The organism is Desmospora profundinema, from assembly GCF_031454155.1.
GTDB classification, from domain to species: Bacteria; Bacillota; Bacilli; order Thermoactinomycetales; family DSM-45169; genus Desmospora; species Desmospora profundinema.
In genome coordinates, this window is the sequence record NZ_JAVDQG010000002.1 from 484,987 (window position 1) to 507,102 (window position 22,116).

General features: G+C 51.4%; 20 protein-coding genes. 4 read left to right on the top strand and 16 right to left on the bottom strand.

What is annotated here, in order from left to right; all coding sequences use genetic code 11:
• Positions 1-390: a hypothetical protein gene (locus JOE21_RS05955; RefSeq protein ID WP_309863587.1), complete on the bottom strand. Its 390-nt coding sequence runs from the start codon at positions 388-390 to the stop codon at positions 1-3.
• Between the two features lie 105 nt (positions 391-495).
• Positions 496-972 (bottom strand): transcription elongation factor GreA, encoded by a 477-nt coding sequence (greA, locus tag JOE21_RS05960; protein ID WP_309863590.1) that lies wholly within the window; start codon positions 970-972, stop codon positions 496-498.
• A gap of 490 nt (positions 973-1,462) precedes the next feature.
• Here greA and JOE21_RS05965 point away from each other — a divergent pair, with 490 nt between their 5' ends.
• Positions 1,463-2,302 (top strand): CPBP family intramembrane glutamic endopeptidase, encoded by an 840-nt coding sequence (locus JOE21_RS05965; protein WP_309863593.1) that lies wholly within the window; start codon positions 1,463-1,465, stop codon positions 2,300-2,302.
• Here JOE21_RS05965 and JOE21_RS05970 read toward each other — a convergent pair.
• From JOE21_RS05970 to asd, 7 genes are all read right to left on the bottom strand, one after another.
• Positions 2,292-3,272: a 2-hydroxyacid dehydrogenase gene (locus JOE21_RS05970; protein ID WP_309863596.1), complete on the bottom strand. Its 981-nt coding sequence runs from the start codon at positions 3,270-3,272 to the stop codon at positions 2,292-2,294. The two genes, JOE21_RS05965 and JOE21_RS05970, sit on opposite strands and share 11 nt — an antisense overlap.
• Positions 3,273-3,277: 5 nt before the next feature.
• A complete protein-coding gene (locus tag JOE21_RS05975; protein WP_309863598.1) occupies positions 3,278-5,551 on the bottom strand; it encodes a DUF2339 domain-containing protein in 2,274 nt (757 codons plus the stop codon).
• 324 nt (positions 5,552-5,875) lie between these two features.
• The gene (gene tatA, locus JOE21_RS05980; protein WP_309863601.1) at positions 5,876-6,085 is read right to left on the bottom strand and encodes a twin-arginine translocase TatA/TatE family subunit; all 210 of its coding nucleotides are present in this window, start codon (positions 6,083-6,085) and stop codon (positions 5,876-5,878) included.
• 240 nt (positions 6,086-6,325) lie between these two features.
• Entirely contained in the window at positions 6,326-7,768 is a 1,443-nt protein-coding gene (locus tag JOE21_RS05985) for an alkaline phosphatase PhoX (RefSeq protein WP_309863604.1), read from the bottom strand.
• A 235-nt stretch (positions 7,769-8,003) separates the two neighbouring features.
• The gene (locus tag JOE21_RS05990) at positions 8,004-9,218 is read right to left on the bottom strand and encodes an MFS transporter (RefSeq protein ID WP_309863607.1); all 1,215 of its coding nucleotides are present in this window, start codon (positions 9,216-9,218) and stop codon (positions 8,004-8,006) included.
• Between the two features lie 103 nt (positions 9,219-9,321).
• The gene (locus tag JOE21_RS05995; RefSeq protein ID WP_309863609.1) at positions 9,322-9,921 is read right to left on the bottom strand and encodes a rhomboid family intramembrane serine protease; all 600 of its coding nucleotides are present in this window, start codon (positions 9,919-9,921) and stop codon (positions 9,322-9,324) included.
• 19 nt (positions 9,922-9,940) lie between these two features.
• Positions 9,941-10,798 (bottom strand): archaetidylserine decarboxylase, encoded by an 858-nt coding sequence (gene asd / locus JOE21_RS06000; RefSeq protein WP_309863610.1) that lies wholly within the window; start codon positions 10,796-10,798, stop codon positions 9,941-9,943.
• Positions 10,799-10,887: 89 nt separating this feature from the next.
• On the opposite strand from asd, the gene JOE21_RS06005 reads away from it, so the two are divergent.
• Positions 10,888-11,079: a gamma-type small acid-soluble spore protein gene (locus JOE21_RS06005; RefSeq protein WP_309863612.1), complete on the top strand. Its 192-nt coding sequence runs from the start codon at positions 10,888-10,890 to the stop codon at positions 11,077-11,079.
• A 61-nt stretch (positions 11,080-11,140) separates the two neighbouring features.
• Here the strand turns inward: JOE21_RS06005 and JOE21_RS06010 are convergent, their stop codons facing one another.
• On the bottom strand, positions 11,141-13,123 hold the full coding sequence (locus tag JOE21_RS06010; RefSeq protein ID WP_309863614.1) for a peptidoglycan D,D-transpeptidase FtsI family protein: 1,983 nt from the start codon (positions 13,121-13,123) through the stop codon (positions 11,141-11,143).
• Between the two features lie 198 nt (positions 13,124-13,321).
• Between JOE21_RS06010 and JOE21_RS06015 the strand changes: the two genes are divergently transcribed.
• Positions 13,322-14,620: a S8 family peptidase gene (locus JOE21_RS06015; RefSeq protein WP_309863615.1), complete on the top strand. Its 1,299-nt coding sequence runs from the start codon at positions 13,322-13,324 to the stop codon at positions 14,618-14,620.
• Here JOE21_RS06015 and JOE21_RS06020 read toward each other — a convergent pair.
• Complete coding sequence (locus tag JOE21_RS06020) at positions 14,610-15,743, bottom strand: S8 family peptidase (RefSeq protein ID WP_309863617.1); 1,134 nt, start codon at positions 15,741-15,743, stop codon at positions 14,610-14,612. The genes JOE21_RS06015 and JOE21_RS06020 overlap by 11 nt on opposite strands.
• A gap of 86 nt (positions 15,744-15,829) precedes the next feature.
• Here JOE21_RS06020 and JOE21_RS06025 point away from each other — a divergent pair, with 86 nt between their 5' ends.
• On the top strand, positions 15,830-16,357 hold the full coding sequence (locus JOE21_RS06025) for a hypothetical protein (protein ID WP_309863619.1): 528 nt from the start codon (positions 15,830-15,832) through the stop codon (positions 16,355-16,357).
• Positions 16,358-16,389: 32 nt separating this feature from the next.
• Here the strand turns inward: JOE21_RS06025 and JOE21_RS06030 are convergent, their stop codons facing one another.
• The 5 genes from JOE21_RS06030 to JOE21_RS06050 form a co-directional block, all read right to left on the bottom strand.
• Positions 16,390-16,743 (bottom strand): hypothetical protein, encoded by a 354-nt coding sequence (locus JOE21_RS06030; RefSeq protein WP_309863621.1) that lies wholly within the window; start codon positions 16,741-16,743, stop codon positions 16,390-16,392.
• A 336-nt stretch (positions 16,744-17,079) separates the two neighbouring features.
• Entirely contained in the window at positions 17,080-17,712 is a 633-nt protein-coding gene (locus tag JOE21_RS06035; protein WP_309863623.1) for a cyclase family protein, read from the bottom strand.
• A gap of 43 nt (positions 17,713-17,755) precedes the next feature.
• Positions 17,756-19,312: a glucose-6-phosphate dehydrogenase gene (zwf, locus tag JOE21_RS06040; RefSeq protein WP_309863626.1), complete on the bottom strand. Its 1,557-nt coding sequence runs from the start codon at positions 19,310-19,312 to the stop codon at positions 17,756-17,758.
• 446 nt (positions 19,313-19,758) lie between these two features.
• Positions 19,759-20,295, bottom strand: a complete 537-nt coding sequence (locus JOE21_RS06045) for a hypothetical protein (RefSeq protein ID WP_309863628.1) — start codon at positions 20,293-20,295, stop codon at positions 19,759-19,761.
• Positions 20,296-20,355: 60 nt separating this feature from the next.
• Positions 20,356-21,936 carry an acetate--CoA ligase gene (locus JOE21_RS06050; RefSeq protein ID WP_309863630.1) on the bottom strand — a complete coding sequence of 527 codons (1,581 nt, stop codon included), beginning with the start codon at positions 21,934-21,936 and terminating at the stop codon, positions 20,356-20,358.
• Positions 21,937-22,116 lie beyond the last annotated feature (180 nt).

The following is a 22,116-nucleotide window of genomic DNA, read 5'->3' on the forward strand; positions in this document are numbered from 1 at the left end:
TCATTCATTCCCCTTCCATTCCAGAACATCGCCATCGATCGCATGGAAGAGATCGGGAATCACATTTCCGTGACGGGAGACCATCAACCAGATAAGATTTTCCTGTTCCAAAAAAGACCGGAAGATGGTCCAGCTTTCATCACCCCAGACTTCCCCTTCTGCCACGGAAGCACCGTTTTGTTCCAAACGAACAAACAAATCCCCTTCACTGGGCCGGATGATCAATCTCCATGTTCCCCCTGACTGATTTAAATCAGACAGCCATGAGACCGCCGCCTCTACTTCCTCTTCTGTCTCCAGATCCAATGCGACAAACGGTCGGCGTTGCTGCTCCTCCCACTCATATCCTCCCAACATCAATCCGGCTCGGGGAAATCGAATCGATTTCATACCCATCCTCCTGATTCTTCGGAAAATTCCCTCCCCCACAGGCGAAAGAAAACCCGCCTGGGGCGGGTCGCTTATAAACAAACGCGGGGCAAACCGATAACAACCTTAATGGATCGATAAAATCTTAAATTCGATCGTACCGGAAGGGGCGGGCACTTTGATGATTTCTCCCTCCCGCTTTCCGATCAGTTCCGACCCAATAGGGGATTCATTGGAAATCTTTCCGGACATCGGATCGGATTCAGCGCTCCCAACAATCGTATAGGTTTCCTGATCTCCGTCGGGAACCTCTTGAATCGTCACTTTGGCTCCCACGCTCACGAAGTTTTTGTTTTGAGTATCCTGATTAATAATCTTGGCGTTGCGGATCATGTTTTCCAGTGTAACAATCCGAGATTCAACAAAAGCCTGCTCTTCCTTGGCTGCGTCATATTCGGCGTTTTCACTCAGATCCCCCTGGGCGATCGCCTCTTTCAGTCGTTGCGCAACCTCCTGGCGCTTTTTCGTACGGAAGGTTTCCAACTCCGCTTTTACCTTGGCTAAACCCTCTTCCGTCAAAAGAACTTCTTTATTTTGCGACATACCGATTCCTCCTTCACAAGAACCAATCACGTCCTGTCTGATCAATCCCATCCGGCGGATGCTTGAGACGGTATGGTGAACAGAGCTTGCATGACCAGACTGGTCCTAGCCTTTGTAAGCCCTTTCATGCATTATGGGGATGGAAGGGCTTCATCCAATATCACCGACTCCAAACAACCCTACTCGGTTGAGTGTATGCCATTCCCGGTACTTCCATCCCAACCGTTGTTTCTTCAAGAAGCGAAGCGGGAACGAAAAGCATGGACATCTGATGAAACCGGATCCGGTTGAAATCACGGTTTCAGACTGATATCTTATCACAAACACCTCCACCGGAAAAGAGACCACAAAACACTTATCAAGACATGGAAACGATCGTGGTCAAGTTGAGACTTGTGCTGACAGTGCAAAGCGAGACATCCGGAAACGAAGGGATCAACCATCACGGGAACGATCTTTGGACGCCGATTCCCATAAAGGAGACCGAATCATGAGGTGGATTTCACTTTTTTTGAAAATGGCAGGAGCCCTGGCCTTGGCTTTTTCCCTGACCTTGTTATTTTTGCTGCTATTATCGCCTTGGACCATCCGGGGAGCCTTTACCTTGGCCTCAATCGCTTCGCAAAACATCGCCTTCCTGTTGGCAGCGATTCTCGCCTGGAAATGGTGGATCAAAAGTCCCTTGTCTGAAATGGGTTGGACCGCTCCCCATCCCTGGGTTTCCTTTTGGAAGGGCACGGGCATCGGTTTGGGATTGATCGGGGGGCTTTCCCTGGTACTCGCTGCCACCCCCTGGTTCGCCATCGAATCCATTGGATGGGGTTCACAAACCGCTTACTCGATCGGGTTCGCCATTGTCGCTTTTTTGTTGGTATCGGTGGGGGAAGAGGTTTTTACCCGTGGTTTCGTTCAATCCCTATTCATCCGTCATGTAGGGGTGGGGGCCGGTATATTGGCCACCTCGCTTCTGTTTTCCGCCTTGCATCTGACCAATCCTTATACTTCAGCCCTGTCATTGTTCAACCTCTTTCTCGCCGGTATCATGCTGGGAGCAGCGCGGGTGGCCAGCGGAAATCTCTGGGTTCCGATCGGTCTCCACTTCAGCTGGAACTGGAGCCAGGAGATGCTTTCCATACCGGTATCCGGCCTCCAGCTCACGCCGGAACCGCCCTTGGTGTTGATCGATTCCGGTCCGGATTGGATCACAGGGGGACCCTTTGGCTTGGAAGGGGGACTGGGGGCCACGCTGGTGATGCTGGCTGTCACCACATGGTACATCAGACAGATGCGAAGCCGATCCATTCTATTATGGTCCCAACCTAACTCTTAAGCCGAACCCGCCGGGATCGGCCCACCCCTACCAACTCCGCCACCAGATTTTCCGCCGCGACACGGGCCATGCGTCCCCGTGTTTCCCGGGTAGCGCTTCCCAGGTGGGGAGCCAACACCACATTTTCCAATTGTGCCAACCCTTCTGCCATCTCCGGTTCCCGCTCATACACATCCAAACCGGCGCCGGCAATCTCCCCCGAACGCAAAGCTTCCACCAACGCTCCCTCATCCACCAATCCTCCCCGGGAGGTATTGATCAGGTAAGCGTCCCGCTTCATGAGTTGAAGCTCCCTCTTACCGATGAGATGATGAGTTTTTGGAGTGTAAGGAGCATGAAGAGAGACAAAATCTGCTTCCTGCAAGAGGTCTTCCAGGGGGAGGCGCTCGGCTCCCCATTCCTGTTCCCGCTCCGCCGGTAAAGGCGACCGGGAATGATAGAGGAGGCGCATATCAAATCCCCGAGCCCGCTTGGCAACTGCCTGCCCAATCCGACCCATCCCCACAATCCCCAAGGTGGCGCCGGTCACTTCCCTTCCCAGGTGGAAAAAGGGAGACCACGTCTTCCATCCCCCGGCTCGGTTGAGACGATCGCCTTCCGTCACCCGTCGGGCAATATCCATCAACAGGGCCCAGGCCAGATCGGCCGTCGCATCGGTTAACACATCCGGTGTGTGGGTCACGGCGATCCCTCGCCGCTGTGCTTCTTTCAGATCGACATTGTCCACTCCAACCGCATAATTACTGATCACTTTCAGGGAAGGACAACGCTCCATCAACGGAGCATCCATCGCATCCGTCAGCATGGATAAGATCCCGTCGTAATCAGGTGCTCGGCTTAACAGCTCATCGCGGTCCATACCACGGTTCCTCGCTCCCACCGAAACGTCACAGTGCTTTTGCAGAAGCTGAAGCCCTTCATCGGGTATTTCACGGGTGACCAGTACCCGCGGGCGGTGTGATCGGCTCATTCCCATCATCCTTTCTCTTGGTCCATCGATGTCTGGAGACGATGCCGGTATTTTTGATAGGCAAATGAAACCCCCAGGAGGATCACACCCAGACCCATAAAGGATACAATCCGATACACAGATTCCAGAAAGGACAGATCCCATACAAAAATCTTTATGATGGTGATTCCAAACAAAACCATCGCCATCCACCGCATGCTGCCCAGGCGCCTGATGATCCCCACTGTCATCAGCAGTACGGAATACACCAGCCACACGATCGACAATGTCAGCCTCTCTCCGTTCAACAGAGCTTCCAGATCCGGGGTCCCGGCTCCACTTTGCCGAGCCTGATCCATCAGCAGGCCAAACAGATCCCTTGTTTCCGCCGACAGGCCCAGAAAGAGAAAGAAGACGGCGATTCCCGGCAACAGTCGCCGTAACTCGTATGCCCACGAAGCTTCTTTCTTTTTCAAGGTCCAGGCCCAGCCTGCAATTCCTCCCAACAAAATCAGCATATAAGGGGTGCGGCCATTGAGAAGAAGCATAAATTCTTGGATGGGTTGATAAGGGACCAACATCCATACAGCGCCGGTGAGAATCGCCAATATAGCACTACATACGGCTATTCCCATCAGGACGGGGTGTCCCTTTTCTCCTTTTAACTGAAGCAGTACCCAACCATAGACCATCCACCATGTTGCCCAAGCAAACGGCAACCAAAACGCTTCTTCCCCTGTCGAACGGACCTCAAACCACTGGAACAATTCCATTGTTCCCCAAATGAAAAGGAGCATTCCCCAGGCGGCATGCAGAATCCCGGCAAGTACCGATTGACCGGGCAAACCCTTGGATCCCCGGGATTGGTAGGCTCCCCATACCAGACTGCCCGCCAGCGCCAACGTTGCTAGGCTCCGTTCATGAAAGAGCGGCCACGCATCGGATAACTCCCACGCTCCTACTAATCCCGCACCGATCCAGGTCAAAACGGCCAACAGCGTGACGGCATGACCCGCTACCCACCAATGCATCTTTTCTTGGGTGCGCCCCCGGTGAACGGCTCCCGCGGCCAACAACGACCACAGCACCAAGGTCCATGATAGAGGAAACTGAAGGGCCAGCCCCCACGCCATAAACAGCACGGCAACACTTTCATAGACGGGGATCACTCTGTCCGTCCGCACACCGAAACGAGAGGCGGTCAGATAGTATACCAATCCCAATCCCATGAGAGCTAAACCCGATGAATCCTCCCAAAACCGTTCCGTCAGCCCCACCAGGGCGACCGCTGCGATTCCAGCATGCAGAGCGGACACTCCCGGAAGCAGAGCCGAACGGCTGCCGCCCGCGGCAACCATGCGAACATCTACTCCGAAGAAGAGTAACCAATAAGCAAGGAGAAAGACAGCCAACCCGTTCCCTTCCTCTGCGGCGAAAAAGGCCAGCCCCCACATTACATAAGTGCCCACCAGGGTGAACAGATGGAGAATAAACCATTTTTCTCTCCTTAAGAATACCCCTGTCATCCCCAAGGCAAAGACACCGGTATAGAGAAGCAGGCCCATAGGGGAAGCCGCCTCGCTGTGAAGTAGAAATGGAGTGGTAAACCCTCCTGCCCACGCCAACAGCGCCACCGCAAGCGAGTGATGGCGAAGTGCCAGGAACATCCCCAGCGCTGTGACCCCCGCCATCAACAACAGAGCCGGAACAAACGGAACCAGTTGATAAAATTGATGGGCGGCATAGACCGAGCCGTAGAGAATGGCGATCCCCCCTCCCACCACTCCCTGGGAAAACACCCGGTAGCCTTGACGCCTGGTGCGAATGCCATACCCGATCAACAAGAACCCCAAGGCTCCTCCCAACAACACCTGGTTACTTTCATGAATCCAGTTGTGATCAAACGCATATTTCAAAAAAAAGACCACACCCAGAAAAAGAGCAAATGCACCAATCCGATTGAGTACCCTTCCTCCCACAAACCACTCCCATCCCTCGCGAATCACTCCGGAATCAGCGTCCGCCCCTTCTGTTGGTTTGGGTTCTGATGGTGCAGATGGAGGCGAAGCCATCGATTGCTCCTCCGTCGGATGGATTCGTTTAGAGAAGGGATCGTCCCGAACCGGTTCCACCGCCGGAGGGGATGCAAAGGAAGGCGTTGGATCCTGAACCTTGGATCCATTCTGATTCTCCCGTTCCCACCGCTTTTTTAATTGGTTAAATTGAATGGTTAATACCAGATTCCACAGGATCAATCCCATCACGATCAAAAACAGTATCATAAAAAATAATATCGTCACCTGAATGTCCCTCCTGTATCTTTACCCATACGAAACATTCGCCGGAAGGTTTCGCACTTCCTTCCACCCACCATCAGTTTGGTGGACCAAGGAAGCCCCTATTCTCTGTAAATGGATTCGCATCTGTTCAATCATTAAATCATTCGATATAAAATCCAAACCAACGAAAAAAAGCTGTCAAAAATTATTAGAGACAGCCCATCCATATTATGGACAAAATATTTAATAGGCAGCAACCGGAACCTTCCGTGCGGTCGCCGCCACCCAGGCAAAAGAAGAAAGATGTAAGCAGGATCCGTTCCCACCTACATCTTTTTCGTTTGATCATTTTTTTTCGCTTTCTGCTGGTTGTTGTCGATCGGCTGTTTCCGAGCCCTTTCCGTCCCCTGAAACAAGGTCATTTGCCGCTTTTTTGAATTCTTTTAAGGTGGTTCCGAAAGCGCGACCCAGTTCAGGTAATTTGGAAGGGCCGAAAATAATCAGCGCAATCACCAGGATGAGAATGAAGCCTGAAATCCCTATGTTTTGTGGCAAGTAATCCGCCTCCTAAAACGGCTACTAGGGCGTGTCTGAACAATCCGTAGCGCGAGATCCCGGGTCGGTATGGCTGTCTTCGTTTCGTTGCAAAAAGCGCATAGTGAGACTTGTGCTCTGTGAGTGCAAAGGCGAACCAAAAGCCATACCGACCCTCCCTTCTACTCACGGAAGATTGAATGACCAGACAGGCCCTAATCATTAATATGAAACCAATGGATATTTTCTCTCATATCCCTTTTATAAGATGGGAACACCGTGGCGATGCAATGCGGCCGCTTCGAGTTGGGATATGCCCTGACGCTCTGCAAATACAGCCAGCTCATCCGATATACGGGGCGCAAATGGTTGTGGAGGAGCGGCAACACTCATCTGACTTTGACGGAAGGCATTGCGGCGAGCGAACGGTCCCCCGATCGCGAACGTCATACCCGGATCTTGAATATTGACGAACAGAGTGTTTCCATCCGGGGAGAATGCCGGTCCCGCAAATTCAGAATCGTTTAGCTGATTTTCTGCAAATGGATAAACCTTCCCTTCTGGAGTCAGACCAATAATCCGATCATTTCCGGGCCCATCTTCCGCAATCCAGAGGTCTCCCCAAGGTGTGATCGTAATATTGTCCGGCATGTCTAAATCATTCGCATCAGAGGATTCATAGAAGAGCTCTAACGTATTCGTGGATGGGAAATAACGATAAATACGGCCATGTCGCCCTTCACCCGCATTCGTATCGTCAAACCAGAATGTTCCGGCAGCAAACCATGCTCCTTCCAACCGGCTAAATGCAATACAACCAAGATCTCTCGCATCTTCTTTCGCTCGCTCAGGATTGACCCTCTTCCAAATGATCCCGAATTTTTTTCCGTTCGTGAAGTTACTTGCTGAAGAAGCAGGCAATTCATCAATGGCGGCTGCTTCAAGAATGCCGCCTTTTTGTAAAGAACCGAGTTTTTGGCTGCGGTCATGGGGAGTGAAACGATAAAGAAAACTGGGACTGTTATCTTCCGTTAAGTACCAAATGCCCGTCGCTGGATCGACCGCACAAGCTTCATGTGAAAAATACCCCATATCACGAATAGGCGTTCTGGACATTTCGTTCTCTGGATCACGCGGATTCACTTCAAAAACAAAGCCGTGCCCCAGATTGCGGGTCTCTTCACATGTTAACCAAGTGCCCCAGGTTGAGGGCCCCCCTGCACAGTTTCGAATATTTCCCGAATTGGTTACATATTCGCGGATTACTTTTCGATCCGGTGTAACGACGAGAGCGGTTGTACCGCCAGCTGCGCCTCTGCTCCATGGATTTTTCCCGTTGACAGGGTATGGGGAGTTTGTTCCAAGTTCATGGTTTCGAACGAGGATGGTTGTATTTTTGGGTCCTGGAAAAGCGGCCATCCCATCGTGAGCAGCTGGAACCCGGTCCCCATTTGACATTTTGTCTCCTGTCCTGGAAATGATCCTGTAATGAAATCCTTGTGGGAGATCCAAGATCCCTTCCGGATCCTTTATTAAAGGTCCATATCCGCCAAAGCCGCTAGTAGGGTGTATCGCTTCATTAGCAGATGCGATCCCCCTTGTTGCATCACCGAATGAGAATAAACCCGTTGTCCCCAGTGTAAAGGCTACTGTACTCATCCCCGCTGCTTTTAAAAAATCTCTGCGGTTCATTTTGTCACCCAAATGAAAAAACCTCCTTGTTTAATCCAGGAAGAGTCACTTTCATATCTGTCAATAAATTAACAGAGAATCTTTAAATAAATATATTTTTTCTCTAAAAAATCAGTTAAATAAGAAGAGTAAAACAGTTTATCCTCCTTGCATCCAAGATAAAAAAGAATCAACCCCCAGCACAAACAAGAACCCATGTGTGCAGGAAGCTGTCTGGAGGAACGGAAGGGAAGAGGATCACTCCCTATCATTCTTGTTCCAACAAGGGAACCTGACGAATCGCCAGCCAGGAAAACAACTGTACAAAAGCAACGGGGATCAACAGCCATTTCATCTGCATCAGATTCGGCTCCCGGGTGACCCACCACAAGAAACCGATCACGCTGAGAACCCTTCCCGCATTTAAAGCCAATTCCCTGGCGACCACGTATTCCACCCTTAATTTGGCGGTTTCGTTGCTTTCACCGATGACATCAAAAACCGCTGATGTAAGCGGAACCATATAGATCGGATAAAAAAGGGCGGAGCCGACGCCCAGGAAAATCAATGTAAATGCATTTACATCCCAAAGTAGCGGTAGGGACACGATTCCCATCATCACAGTCCCCAAAAATATACCCTCATCCCGCCATCGACGTCTTAAGTAACGACCCACCAGAAAGTAAGAAAGCAGCGATACCGCAGATGCCATCGTCAGGTACCACCCCAGAATCAACTCATTGCCGATGGCTACGAAGATGAGAAGGCTGAGCAAAAACGCAAATAATCCCTCCCGGACTCCCTGAGCCACCATCGCCAAATTGACCCAAAACCAGTGGCTCCCTTTTTTTACGGTATCCTTCAGGATGATCTTTAATCGAAACACGCCATGGGCACGTCGCCGTTTCAACATGAAACTAACGATCACCGCCAGTAAAAAAACGGCCAAAGATAAGGAGAAAATAATGCGATAGCCCGTAAATTGGTCAATGCGGGTGATAATCCAACCTGAAACCAACGGAGCCGCCATCCCGGCCGCAGACGTAAGCAGACCATTCATCCCGTTAAAGATATCACGGTTGTAACGCTCGGTAATTTCAAAATAGAGGACATTGTACGATAGCCAAAAAAAGCCGGAGCCCACGCCCATAAAAACGCCTAATCCGTCCACCACTCGAACGGACTCTTTTCCCAATACCAACACAGCCAAATAGAAAAGCGCCTGCAACGCCACTCCGATCCGAATGGCGATCACCCGGTCTACCTGCTTGGCTAAACGGCCGGCAAAAACAAAAGTGACGGCCATTGCGAGATAACTCGCCAAATTAAATCGGCCGATCACCAGATAATCCTCTTTAATTTTCCATAAGTAAACATTCACAAATGTGTTGGATAGTGCCGTCGACACAGCGAACAGCCCACTGATGATCAACAGCAGCCATGCCGCACGATCCAACCGGTTGGTATCACCGAAAACACTCATCGCGCCTCACCACGCATATCTTGCCCAACATGGAGAGAAACATGAGGAAGCCCTTTTTTGGACGACAAATCCAGACGGGCTGAACCCGAAGAAATGGAAGGTGTCAGCGTTGCTTCATCCCCAAAAGGGGACCCGCCAACAGCATGCCTGCAAACAACCCGCCTAAATGGGCGATTAGGTTTATATTGGGAACGATTAAACTAAACAGGATATTGATCCCCACCAAGGCCATAAATCCTTTTCCTGTGTTAGGATCCATCGAACCACGGCGAAACAGAATCAAGTAAAGATAGACGCCGAACAAACCGTAAATCGCTCCCGACGCCCCAGCACTGATCCCGGCGGTACCCAGATAAACCGTGGCCAAATTACCCATAATCCCTGTCAACAAATAGAGGACAATGAAATAAAAACGGCCAAACAGCCACTCCAACTGGGGACCCAACAAATATAACGCAAAACTGTTAAACAGAAAATGCATCCAGCCGATATGCAAAAAAATCGGGGTAATCAATCTCCACCACTCACCGGCTGTCAACAACGTCGTTTCCAATGCCCCAAATTGAATGAGAACCCGTTGGTTTTCCGATCCACCGCTGACCGTCATTAACAACATCAATACGGTCTGGATAAGCAGAATAGTCGTTACAACCGGAAAGTAGGAACGAAAACGCCGGAAGGGCAACTGTGTGTGATTAAACAAGAAACTCCCCCCTTTCCATCTACGACTCGGGAACGTCGATTAACTGTCCGATGGGTTGTCCCATCTGCACCCGGCCACCTGGGCGGATGGGTTCCAGCCATTGAACCGAACGGGCCTGAAACAACAGAATGACCGTGGATCCAAACTCGAAACGTCCCATTTCCTCTCCCTTTTCCCATACTGCGATTTCCCGATATTCCCGGCGAACCGGTGATTTTTTCCCACGACGATTGGTAAGGATGTCGGGATCATAGGAGACTCGAATGCTTCCGACATTGGTTGCGCCTACTTTTACCAAAGCCATCCGGCCCGCTTTGGTTTCCATGTAGGTAATCAACCGTTCATTTCGGGTGAATAATCCTGGTATGCGCCTGACGCCCATCTCATTAACCGGAAAAAGGGTGCCCGGGATCCAGGTGAGATGCGTAACACGACCCGCAACAGGTGTATGGATGCGATGATAATCCCTTGGACTCAGGTACACGGTGAGGTACGAACCCCCACGGAAGGAGTCCACATCAGTCCCAGCTCCTCCCAACAAAGCCTCCAAAGAATATTGAACTCCTTTGGCTTGTATCAGGGTATCTTCTTCCACTGTTCCCGCTTGGGATACCGTTCCATCCACAGGACTGACCACCATCCGGGGATCCGGGTCCACCGGTCGTGCCCCTTCCTTTAGGCCTCTAACAAAAAATTCCATAAGAGATTCATATTGTGAAGCCGGTTTTTCCACTTGTGACAAATCTACATCAAATCGACGAATATAAAACGGAATCAATCGTCTGCTCAATGGGCTGCGCGCAAAACTCCCCATCAGCCGGGAGAGCGTTCGTTTGGGTAACACGTGCAGCGCAGACAGGAATAAGTTTTCTTTCATTGGTGCCTCCTCAGGCAATAAATAGTTCCAAATCCAACGAGTGAATCCAATGGTTCGGGACACAATACGGATACGGAGGTGATATACAAATGGCTTTTCAACCCAAAGGGGCCAAAACCAACGCCCAACAAGTCCGTCAACAAAACCAGCAAGCCGCGCAACAAGGGGCTCAACAACAACAACAGCAGTTCCAGCAAGAGTTTGCTGCTGAGACGAACGCCCAGCAAGTTCGTCAGAAAAACCAACAATCACAAGCTCGCAAAGGGCAAAACCAACAGTAATATCCATTATAACGGATCCCATCCTGCTCCGCAGGATGGGATCGCTTTTATACGGACCATTTTATTCTTTCATGTATCGTTCCGCATATAGCTGGATCATTTTTTCAGCGATGGGCCCTGCCGCAACCCCGCCATACCCTCCTTCGGGAACGATGACAGCCACTGCGATCTCCGGATTATTGGCGGGAGCATACGCGATAAAAACCGCATTTTGCACCCGTCCGACCTGAGGGATATCCTGCTCCGAAGTACCCGTCTTTGCTGCCACCGAAAAGGGAAGGCCATGGAACAGATGCGAAGCTGTCCCCCCGGGTTGGGTAACCGCCACCATTCCTTCTTTTACGGTTTGGAAATGACGGGGGTCGATGTCTGATTTATTCAAACCCTCCGGCTTCACTTCCTTTATTACTTTTCCGTCGGAAGCAATCACCTTTTCCACGAGCTGGGGACGCATCCGCTTCCCCTCATTGGCCAATGTAGCGGTAAACTGGGCCAACTGTATCGTGGTGTAACGCTGTGCCTGTCCAAATGAACTTAAAACCATGGCTCCCAATCCGGAGTTTCGGTCGGCGATGGCCAGATAATCTTCGGTACCGTCTTGTTCCCCCTTCAAGGGAACTCCTGTAGGCACACCCAAACCGAACTGATGGGTATAATCCTGGAATTTGTCGATACTCTCTTTTCCTTCATTCCGGTACCAACGGCTGAACGCCCATGCGTAATAAGTATTAGCCGATTTGGCAAGCGCCTTCTTCGCATCCAGCACTCCATAGTTATTTCCCCCGGAGTTGCCGACAGGCGGCGTTGCCGGTGCATAATAAAAGGTTCCGGGATCGCGAAAAGTCGTATAAGGACTGATCAAACCTTCATTTAGAGCGATCAAGGTAGTCATGGGCTTAAAGGTGGAGCCCGGAGGCAGTACCGACATCGGGTGCCGTTGGTACTCCTGTTCCGGATCGGCTGCCTGTCTGGCATCATAAGGGGCTTCCATAATGGTGCCGTTTCTCAACGTGTATGTCAGATCCTGAAAGTCTTCCGCAGTGACGGAACCGTTCCAGATATTCGGATCATAATCCGGATGGCTTACCATTGTCCGCACTTTTCCAGTCTTCACTTCCAGCGCCACCGCATACGCATTTTTGGCGTGAGGCGCACGGTGGCGACCGGGAGCCTGGGTCCGCAACCATTGGAGTTGCTTCTCTATGAACGCCTCCGTCTCCGCTTGCATGGTTTCATCCAAGGTGAGGACCAAGTCATTTCCCGGCTTCGGTTTCACTTCTTTGATCACGTCTTCCACTTTACCGGTGGAATTAACCCTGACGAGACGATATCCATGCTTGCCGCGCAGCTCATCCTGGTAACTGTATTCCACCCCGTCCATCCCCACTTGCTCCCAATCCAGGTATCCGCCCCCACCCTCTTCTTCCGCCGCCTTTATGTATTTCTGCAAGGAGGCTTTGGCACCGGCAAACGGGCGAACATAACCAATCGTCTGAACGGCAAAAGGTTCCTCCCTGTATTGGCGCAAGGGTTCCAGAAACACATTCACTCCTTTGAAATCGGAAGGGTGTTCCGACAATTGCACCACTTCTTCTTCTGTCAAACGGTCCTTTATTTTTTTCGGATAATAGGGAGGCTGCTTTCGCGGAACCGTATTCCCTTCCAGATCCAACCCCACATCCATGCCCTCCAGCACTTCTTCCGCAGGGAGATCCAAGGTTTTGGACAGATTCCGGGCCGTTTCCAGTTTCTCTTCTCTTGATTCGTCCGTCTCCAAGTAAATCGCGGTAAACAATGATTCGTTGTCCACCAACAACTGTCCATCGGTATCAAAAATCTTTCCGCGGGGAGCAACCACGGGAATCTGTTTAAAATTGTTCTCGGCCGCCATTTTATGATATTTTTCTCCCCCGCCCAACTGCACCCAGCTCAGGCGCAGGATCAAGGCGACAAACAGCAAAAAGACAATCAGCCACAACAGATGAAACCGATGGAAGATCATCTCGTTCGATGCAGCTGGAGATGCTTTTTTTGATTTGAACATGCCGAATCGTTCAACCTCTCTCCCATGACCGTTTTACCCCTACCAGTTTATCACGATCCGAAGCAGTTGCGGATAAGAGAAAGGTCCATTTATCAAGAAAATAGACAGGTGCCATGGGTGGCTGACGTGACCGAACACACCCTCCCTCCATATCCATATATTACTAGATTCATCTACCTCAGTTAGGAGAGAGAAACGATGTCCCAAGCGGAATTTCAATGGATTCGCGATCATGGTAAACGGATGGACTCGGACCTGCGTGAGTTCCTCATTCAAAGACTTCATACCTTGCGTTGGATCCCCTGCTTCTTGCAACGGGCTGTCTTGGTTTTTATAGAACGGTTTACCCGTGTTCCCGTGTTGGTGGAATTAGAGCCCGATCTTGTCTTCAGCAGCCAGGTTATGGAATCCATTTTAAGCAAAGACGAGAAGCGGGTCGATTATTTTTCCAGCATCCACACTTGCCGGTTGGATGTCTCTTATTATGAGCTGCGCTCTCTGGTGAAACGGTCGGAAATTAAACGGATCATGCTGGACCGCCGCGTCACCACTTGTCTGAATACCGCTACTCCTGTCACTGGCGCTCCATTGGCGTGGAAAGGAAAAAATCGCGGGAGTAAAGCCACAATTGCCGTCATCGACACCGGGATCCATCCCCATCCCGATTTGACGACGCCGGAGAATCGGATTGTCGCCTTCAAGGATTTTGTTAAAGGGAAGACGGACCCATATGACGATAATGGCCATGGCACCCATTGTACCGGAGATGCTGCCGGCAATGGTGCCTCTTCCGAAGGGAAATATGTCGGACCTGCTCCGGAAGCCCCCCTGGTAGGGGTAAAAGTGTTGGATAAATGGGGCTCCGGCCGATTGTCCCAAGTGATTGCCGGAATCGAATGGTGTGTCGCCAATAAAGAAAAATACAACATTCGAGTGCTGTCTCTCTCCCTGGGAAGCCGCACCTCTTCGTCATACAAGAATGACCCGATGGCCCAAGCTGCGGCGGAAGCGTGGAAGAAGGGACTTGTTGTGGTGGCGGCGGCCGGCAACGACGGACCGGAATCCGGCACCATCTCCACCCCCGGAATCCATCCCAGTATTATTACAGTGGGAGCCACCGATGACAAGGGAACGCTGGACCGTTCCGACGACGAAGTCGCCTCCTTTTCCAGCCGCGGACCCGCGCCGGATCAAGTGACCAAACCCGACCTGGTCGCACCCGGAACCGGAGTCACTTCCTTGCGCGTCAAGCGTTCTTTTATTGATAAACAGTCCCCCGCTACCCGGGTCGATCAACACTACAGCACCTTGTCCGGTACTTCGATGGCCACACCCATCGTAGCTGGCATCGCCGCACTCCTCTTGACGGAAAATCCTGATTGGACCCCGGATCAGGTGAAAGAGCAGCTTGTCCGATCCGCTGAAAGCCTGGACTTGCCTCCCGACGAACAGGGGGCCGGCCAAGTCCAGGTCTTACGGGAATGGTTCAAGGAATAAACCGCCCCATGTAGCGGGCCAACAATTGGACCGAGTGATGGGCATTTAACCGGCGATATCCGTCATGGCCACTGACAGGTACCCCGCCTTGCGTAAACAATTGTCTCAACTGATCTGGAGAAAGATCGGGCTTCAGGTAGAGAAGAAGAGCCGCTGTTCCCGACACATGGGGAACAGCCATCGAGGTGCCGCTCATCTCGCGTGTCACTCCGTTTAACCAGCAGGAAGTAATTTTGTCTCCCGGGGCAGCCAAATCCACACCGGCACCAGTATTGCTAAAGCTGGCCAGTTTTCCATCTTTCCCTGTAGCTGTCACTCCGATCGTTTCATCAAATCGGGCGGGATAATCGATGTTCCCGTTGGAACCTTGATTCCCGGATGCTGCCACCATCACGATTTTCCTGCGATAAGCGGTCTGAATCGCCTGTCGCAACGAATCACTCACTTTTACCATCCCAAAGCTCATGTTGATGATATCCATCCTGTTTTCGATGCACCAATTGATCGCGCTCAACAAATCCGACAAGCTTGCGCTCCCGCGGCGGTTAAAAGCTTTGACGGCATACAGGTGTACCCGGGGTGCTACACCGAGGATGCCCAATTCTTCGCTCCGACCGGCTATGATTCCGGCCACATGGGTCCCATGACCGTTGTAGTCATAGGGGGTGAACATCGGCGAGATAATGTTCACCCCCCCTTTGTAATTGCCTTGAACTGCAACGTGGTCGTTGGCAATTCCCGTATCGACAACCGCCACTTTTACTCCGCGTCCCTTGGTATACCGCCATGTTTTATGAGCACCTATTTCCTGAACTCCCCAAGGAATGGACGGGATGTTTCGGGATATTTCACCGACAAATGGATCGGAAAGAGTCACCTGGATATCCGGCTCCCAATGAGCGACGTCGGGATGCCCTTCTAAACTATAGGAGTCGCCGGTTTGCAAAAACTCTCCGATGACCACTCCCAGGTGAGGAAGGACGCGCACCGGCCGCCCACCAACCCGGCTCAACTCCTGAATGCAACCTCGAAGATCCCTTCTTTGCCGAAGATGAATAATTTTTCGCACCCGGGGGCGGCGATTATACATGGGAATTGGTCCGGGAAACCAGTCCGGTAACATGGCTTTCAACTCCTTGTTCTCACTGTTCATCCCGCGACTGAATAGATTGGGAAGGAATTCGAAGATGCCAAGAGGAGGATTTTACCGTGAAAAAACCCAAACTCTACACCTCGCGTCCCCGAGCTGGAAGCTCATCTCTTCCATCCAGGCAACCACCACCGACTTCTCCACCGCAGCCGAACCCGAAGTCCCTCTCCTCTCACCCCTGGTTATCGGATGAGCGGGCTCAATTGTCCAACCGCATGGATCAGGTTCAGAATCTGTCCCGTCAGATTACAGAAGTCACTTCACAGATGGAGAAATGGTTTCATACATTCTCTAAATTTTCCCACATGGTACAGGATCGGAAAGTGTTCAATGATTTTCTCTCCAAAATGAAAAGTCCAACCCAATCCGGCGGAAAAGAGAAACAATCCGGTTCCGGTTCTCCGGGAACCACTTTTTCCCCCAACAGCCTCAAAAGCGGTGGAGGGGAAGGAGAAGCCCCCTCGATTCCAAAACCCCATTCCGAAGACGGAGACAGTCTGTATGATTTAATCAACGCTCCCGGGATGAAAACGATTGTGGACCAGATTATGAAGAACCGCAGCAACAGGCGGAAAAAGAAAAGTTAATCGGAAATGGGCTACGGTGTAGCCCATTTTTATCAAGGCCGTTTACGTCGGTCACGCTTTTTTTTCTTATCCGGTTCCAAATGTCGTTTTAGTTCACGTGCTTTTCCCTCCGGAATCCACTCCTGTCCCCCCAGCCGATCCAAAGCCTGACCCGGTGAAGATGAATCGAGGATTGTATCCATCATCGTTTTCATCTCTTTATTGCTGAATGGCGCTTGAGTCACCTGACGAACCAAATCGAATATGCCGTCTATGCCCTGCCGCTGATAGCTTTCCCGAGCATTTTGCAGTAGGCGATCCATCACCTGTTCATTCATCACATTCCGCCCCAACACTTGGTTGATTAAATCGGCAAATTCTTTCTTGGAAGGACCCGATTCGGCCATCGTGTCACTCCTCCTGTCAAAAAGGCTCTCGTCCCTTACACCAACACTGTATGAATGCCCTTGGGGGAATGCACACGTCACCCACCCAGGGCCCGAAAAAAAGGCCCATGCCCACAAAGGGAACCGGACAACAAGTACATAAAAAAACCCGCATAAAGCGGGTATCCAGGAGGGTTTTTCAAAATACGTCCTAGGGCCTGTCTGGTCATTCAATTTTTCGCAAAGAACAAGAGAGGGTCGGTGTGGCTTTTGGTTCGCCTTTGCACTCACAGAGCACAAGTCTCGCCGGGCTCACTTCGTTCCCTTCATCTGCACCTGCTCTGCACAACTGTAGTACTAGTAAGACAGTCCCTCAAACAATAAGACACGGGCTGGAGCCGCCTCCGTCTCACGCAACTTGATCGGGGCTGCAACCATAAAGTACTCCCCTTCATCCACTGTCTGCAGACGCAGCCCCTCCATGATGATGACACCGGCACGGAACAAGGTCTTGTGTGTCGGGTGACCCGGTTGACTGCGCTCTACTCCCAAAGCATCGATTCCGACTCCGCGAATACCGAGTGAAGCCAGATATTCAGCCCCATCGCTCGCCAGGTAGACAAATTCAAAATCGAAATCTTCCCGCGAGGAGTTCCGTGTTTTCAGAAGGATAAACTCTCCTCGCTTCACCTCAAAGCGCTCCAAATCCTCCCGGCCGATTCCTCCTTCTACCCCCGTCAGATCCAACACACGGCACGGCCCCACCAATTTCTCCACCGGCAGGGTCTCCATCGTTCCTCCATCGGGCAGCATGTGCAGGGGAGAATCAACATGGGTGCCGGTATGGACATCCATATCCACCCGGGATTCCCTGGCCGGACTGGTATCAAAATCCTGCACCACCCGAACCCGGGGTTTTTTCTCCTCTTTGTTTTTATATACGGCCATGCCTTCTTCAATCGTCATCGACACATCGTGCAACTTATACATATCGACCTCTCCTTTGGGCGAAGCCCTCCAAATTGTCGTCCTATCAGGGGCAACCTCTTCTTTGTGACGATCCGATTTCACTGCCCTGTATGATCGAACGTTGACGCGGACGGGGAGAATGCCAATGAAATCCGTCTTTGGCCAGTAGAGCATCCGCTTCTACAGGCCCGGAACTGCCGGCTTCGTAGAAACAAAGACTGTCTTTATCCTGATCCCACACCCGGCGAATCGGATCGATAAACTTCCAAGCCAGGGAAACCTCATCCCAATGGGTGAAGAAGGTACGGTCCCCTTCCAAAGCGTCCCGAAGTAAGCTCTCATAGGCTTCGGGTGATTCTACGTCACAGTTGTTGCAAAACTCCATGGCGATAGGGACCACTTCGGGATCCCCACCGGGCTTTTTCGCATTCATCTGAAACGACAGCCCTTCATCGGGATTAATCCTAATCACCAATAAATTGGGAGCCAGATCATTATTTTTGTTGAAATAAAGATTCTGAGGCACTCCCTTAAACTGGATCACCACTTCTGTCACTTTTTGGTCCAACCGCTTACCAGTACGGATATAAAAGGGCACCCCGGACCAGCGGAAGTTATCGATGTACCATTTACCAGCGACAAACGTTTCGTTGGTTGAATCCTCAGGAACCCCCTCTTCTTCCCGATAGGCAACCGCCGGTTTTCCATCCAGCAGCCCGGCTGTATACTGCCCCCGAACCATATGGGTGGCCACGTCTTCTTCTTTCCAGCGGCGAAGCGAACGGAGTACTTTCACTTTCTCATCATGAATGGCTTCCGGCTTCAAACGGCTGGGCGGTTCCATCGCCACCATCGTCACCATCTGCAGGATATGGTTTTGTACCATGTCCCGCAAAGCTCCCGCATGATCGTAATAAGCGGCTCGTTCCCCCACTCCGACTGTTTCACCTGCCGTAATTTGGACATGACTGATATACCGGTTGTTCCACATTGCTTCAAACAGACTGTTGGCGAATCGGATCACTGTGATGTTCTGAACCATCTCTTTCCCCAGATAGTGATCGATGCGATAAATCTCCTCTTCCAGAAACGACCCGGTAATCTGATCGTTTAACTCCTTGGCAGACGGATAGTCGTGACCGAACGGCTTTTCAATCACCAATCTTCGCCACCCACGGGTTTGGGTCAAACCCACTTCCTTCAATTGAATCGCCACATCCCCAAACAGTCGGGGGGAAATAGCCAAGTAGAACAGGCGGTTTTGCGGAAGGTGCCACTTTTGCTCCAACCCCTCCACTTCCCCTAATAAATCCTTGTAGCCCGATGCATCCGCCACATCAAGGGAGACATAGCGAAAGCGATTTAAAAAGGACGACCAATCCTGTTCCGTTTCCGTGTCCCATCGAGAGTATTTCTCCACGGACTCCCGTACGATGCTTCGGTACTCTTCCTGCTCCCTGACAGAACGGCCCAAACCCACCACAGCAAAACGATCATGGATAAGACCGTTCCGATGTAAACTGTACAGGGCTGGAAACAGTTTCCGACGTGCCAGATCCCCCGCCCCTCCGAATAGGATCATTAAAAAAGGTTCTTGTAGGTTGACTTGCTGCTTCGACAATGCTGTTCACTCCTATTCCGGCCGCTTTTTTCTCCCCAGGGGGGAATCCGGCGTGTTTTTTCGATCATAAGACCCAACCATCGGATTGGCAAGCGGCACGTATCAGGACTCTTGTCAACGATCCTTATTCGATGCTTCCCTCCTCCGGCAGAAAAAAACTGTTGACGGCATTCGTCAACAGTACAACCAACCGCCTGACGCCGCCTCCCGATCCGTACCCCTTGTTACAAATATCGATCGTTTTTTTAGAGGGAGGCTTGAAGTCCTGCACGTGACTTGCCAAGCAAAACCTGGGAACAAAGTTTAGGGCATGGCGAAACCTGAGAAAAACAGTCCAGGCGAGACTTGTGCTCTGCGAGTCCATTGGGGATCAAAGGGGGAAAACCAAGCCGACTAACCTCTCAGTGTAAGAGATAAGAAAATCGATTAAAGTTACCGATGGAGCATTAGCAATCCTTCTGTATATCACGTTTGAACGAGGCCGGAACACTGCAACCGTTGGAAGTAAAGTCGGCATCCCGTCCCGATTCCCCCGCCTGACGCCAAAATTCGACCACACAATCCAAAGGACGGGTCACGGCTTGCTCGTCGGCGAAAAACCAAGTCTTTTCCGGGGATGGAGCAGCAGAATCCCCGGAAAACGTCATGTAATATACCGTATAACGAACCGTTTCTCCCTCCGGTTCTTCGATATCAAAGTGCATTTCGTGGCTGATGAGGAGATCCTCGAAGGCAGACCGATTCGTATGCTCCTCTCCGTCCTCCGTACGAGTCGTCAATGTGATTCGGTCTGCTTCCTCGTCTAACTGAATCCCAATGGCTTGTCCATAAACCACCAGTTCCGATTGTTGTAGGTCGAGACTCCCAGCCAGAATCGTTCCCTCATCCAAGACCCGCTCCAACAGCCTTTCCAGTTCAGAAGCCGTCATCTCGCGAACGGACCCCTGAAAGTTAACGACATTGCCGTGGGGAAATATACGCATGGTTTGTCCGATCCTTTCCGTCGCATTCCCCCAGATTATACCCCAGTCTCTTCCCCGGATTCAAGGGAATCGGCGTTTCCGCTCCTTTTCCAACTGCCTCAGCTCTACACGGCGAATTTTCCCACTGGTGGTTTTGGGTAGTTCCGAGATGAATTCCAACTCACGGGGATACTTATAGGGAGCCGTTATTTTTTTTACATGGGATTGCAGGTCGCGGCGCAAGCTCTCATTGGTTTCGTAACCGGTTTTGATGACGACAAACGCTTTTACCACGGATCCCCTGACGGGGTCAGGACTCGCCACAACCGCACATTCCCGCACAGCGGGATGCTTCACCAACGCATCCTCCACTTCAAAGGGACCGATGGTATAACCGGAACTGATGATGATATCGTCTGAACGACCCTCAAACCAAAAGTAACCACCCTCATCCCGCCTGGCCTGATCTCCGGTGAGATACCACTGCCCGCGGAAGGCATGACGGGTGCGTTCCTCATCCCGGTAATAACCGGCAAACAATGCCGGGGCATCCTTGTGAACAGCGATATTCCCCACTTCACCGACAGAAACGGGATTTCCCTTTTCATCAATGATTTCCACTTGATTGCCGGGAGTCGGTTTGCCCATGGAACCCGGTTTGACTTTCATATCCTTCAAAGTACCCACCAACAGGGTGTTCTCCGTCTGTCCATACCCGTCGCGAACCTCCACTTGAAAGTGGCGTCTGAAGGTATCAATCACTTCCCGGTTTAAGGGTTCACCCGCACTTACCGCACTGCGAAGATGGGATAGGTCGAACCGCTCTAACCCCTCTACCTTTGCCATCATCCGATATTCGGTAGGTGTGCAGCACAGCACCTGTACCTGCTTCTCCTCCATCAACGCTAAAGCCTTTTCCGGATCAAACCGCCCCTGATATACCAATGCCGTCGCCCCGCTAGCCAAAGTGGAAAGAAACGGGCTCCAAATCCATTTTGCCCAGCCTGGACCGGCGGTGGCCCATACACAGTCCCCCTCACGAATATCCAGCCATTGTTGTGAAGCTACGCGATGATGGGCGAGTGACCAACGATGGAGGTGAATCACTCCTTTTGGTCCGCCGGTTGTCCCGGAGGTATAAGAGAGAAAAGCCACATCGTCGGCACTGATTTTCGGAAGGTTCACTCCTTCCGCACCATCACCCAATCGGTAGAAATCATTCCATCGGTCGTTTTTTTCACCGTTTACCACCCAGCCCCATCGGACGGCGGGCGCCTCATGGACCGCTTGATCCACCCGGGGGACCATGGAACCATCCATGATAACAGCAACCGCTTCGGCATGTTGAAGTCGATAGGTAATATCGGCAGACTGCAACATCTCCGACCCCGGCAACACCACCAAACCGGCCTTTAAAGCACCCATGTAAGCGATATAGGCTTCGGGTACGCGCGGCAATAAGAGAAGAATCCGATCCCCCCGTTGCAATCCAGCTGCGATCAGCCCCTTGGCTACCCGTTCTGAAAGCGTCTTCAATTCTGCGTATGTCACTTCCCGTTCCAAGCCGGTTTCATTGCACCACCGGATGGCGACACGGTCGGATCCGGCATGGCGATCCATGAGATCCACCAGGTTAAAGGGTTGGGGAATGGTCCATTTCATGGCAATCCCTCCACTCGGTCGTTTGCCCAACACTTCGACAGAGTGAACCTTTTTCCTCCACTTAACCGCACAAGTGTCGCCATGAACCATTCGTTTCATGGACACAATAAATGAAGGCAGCGGGGTACCCACTGCCTTCCACACCAGATTTATAAACTTATCACCGCTGAACCGAGGCCG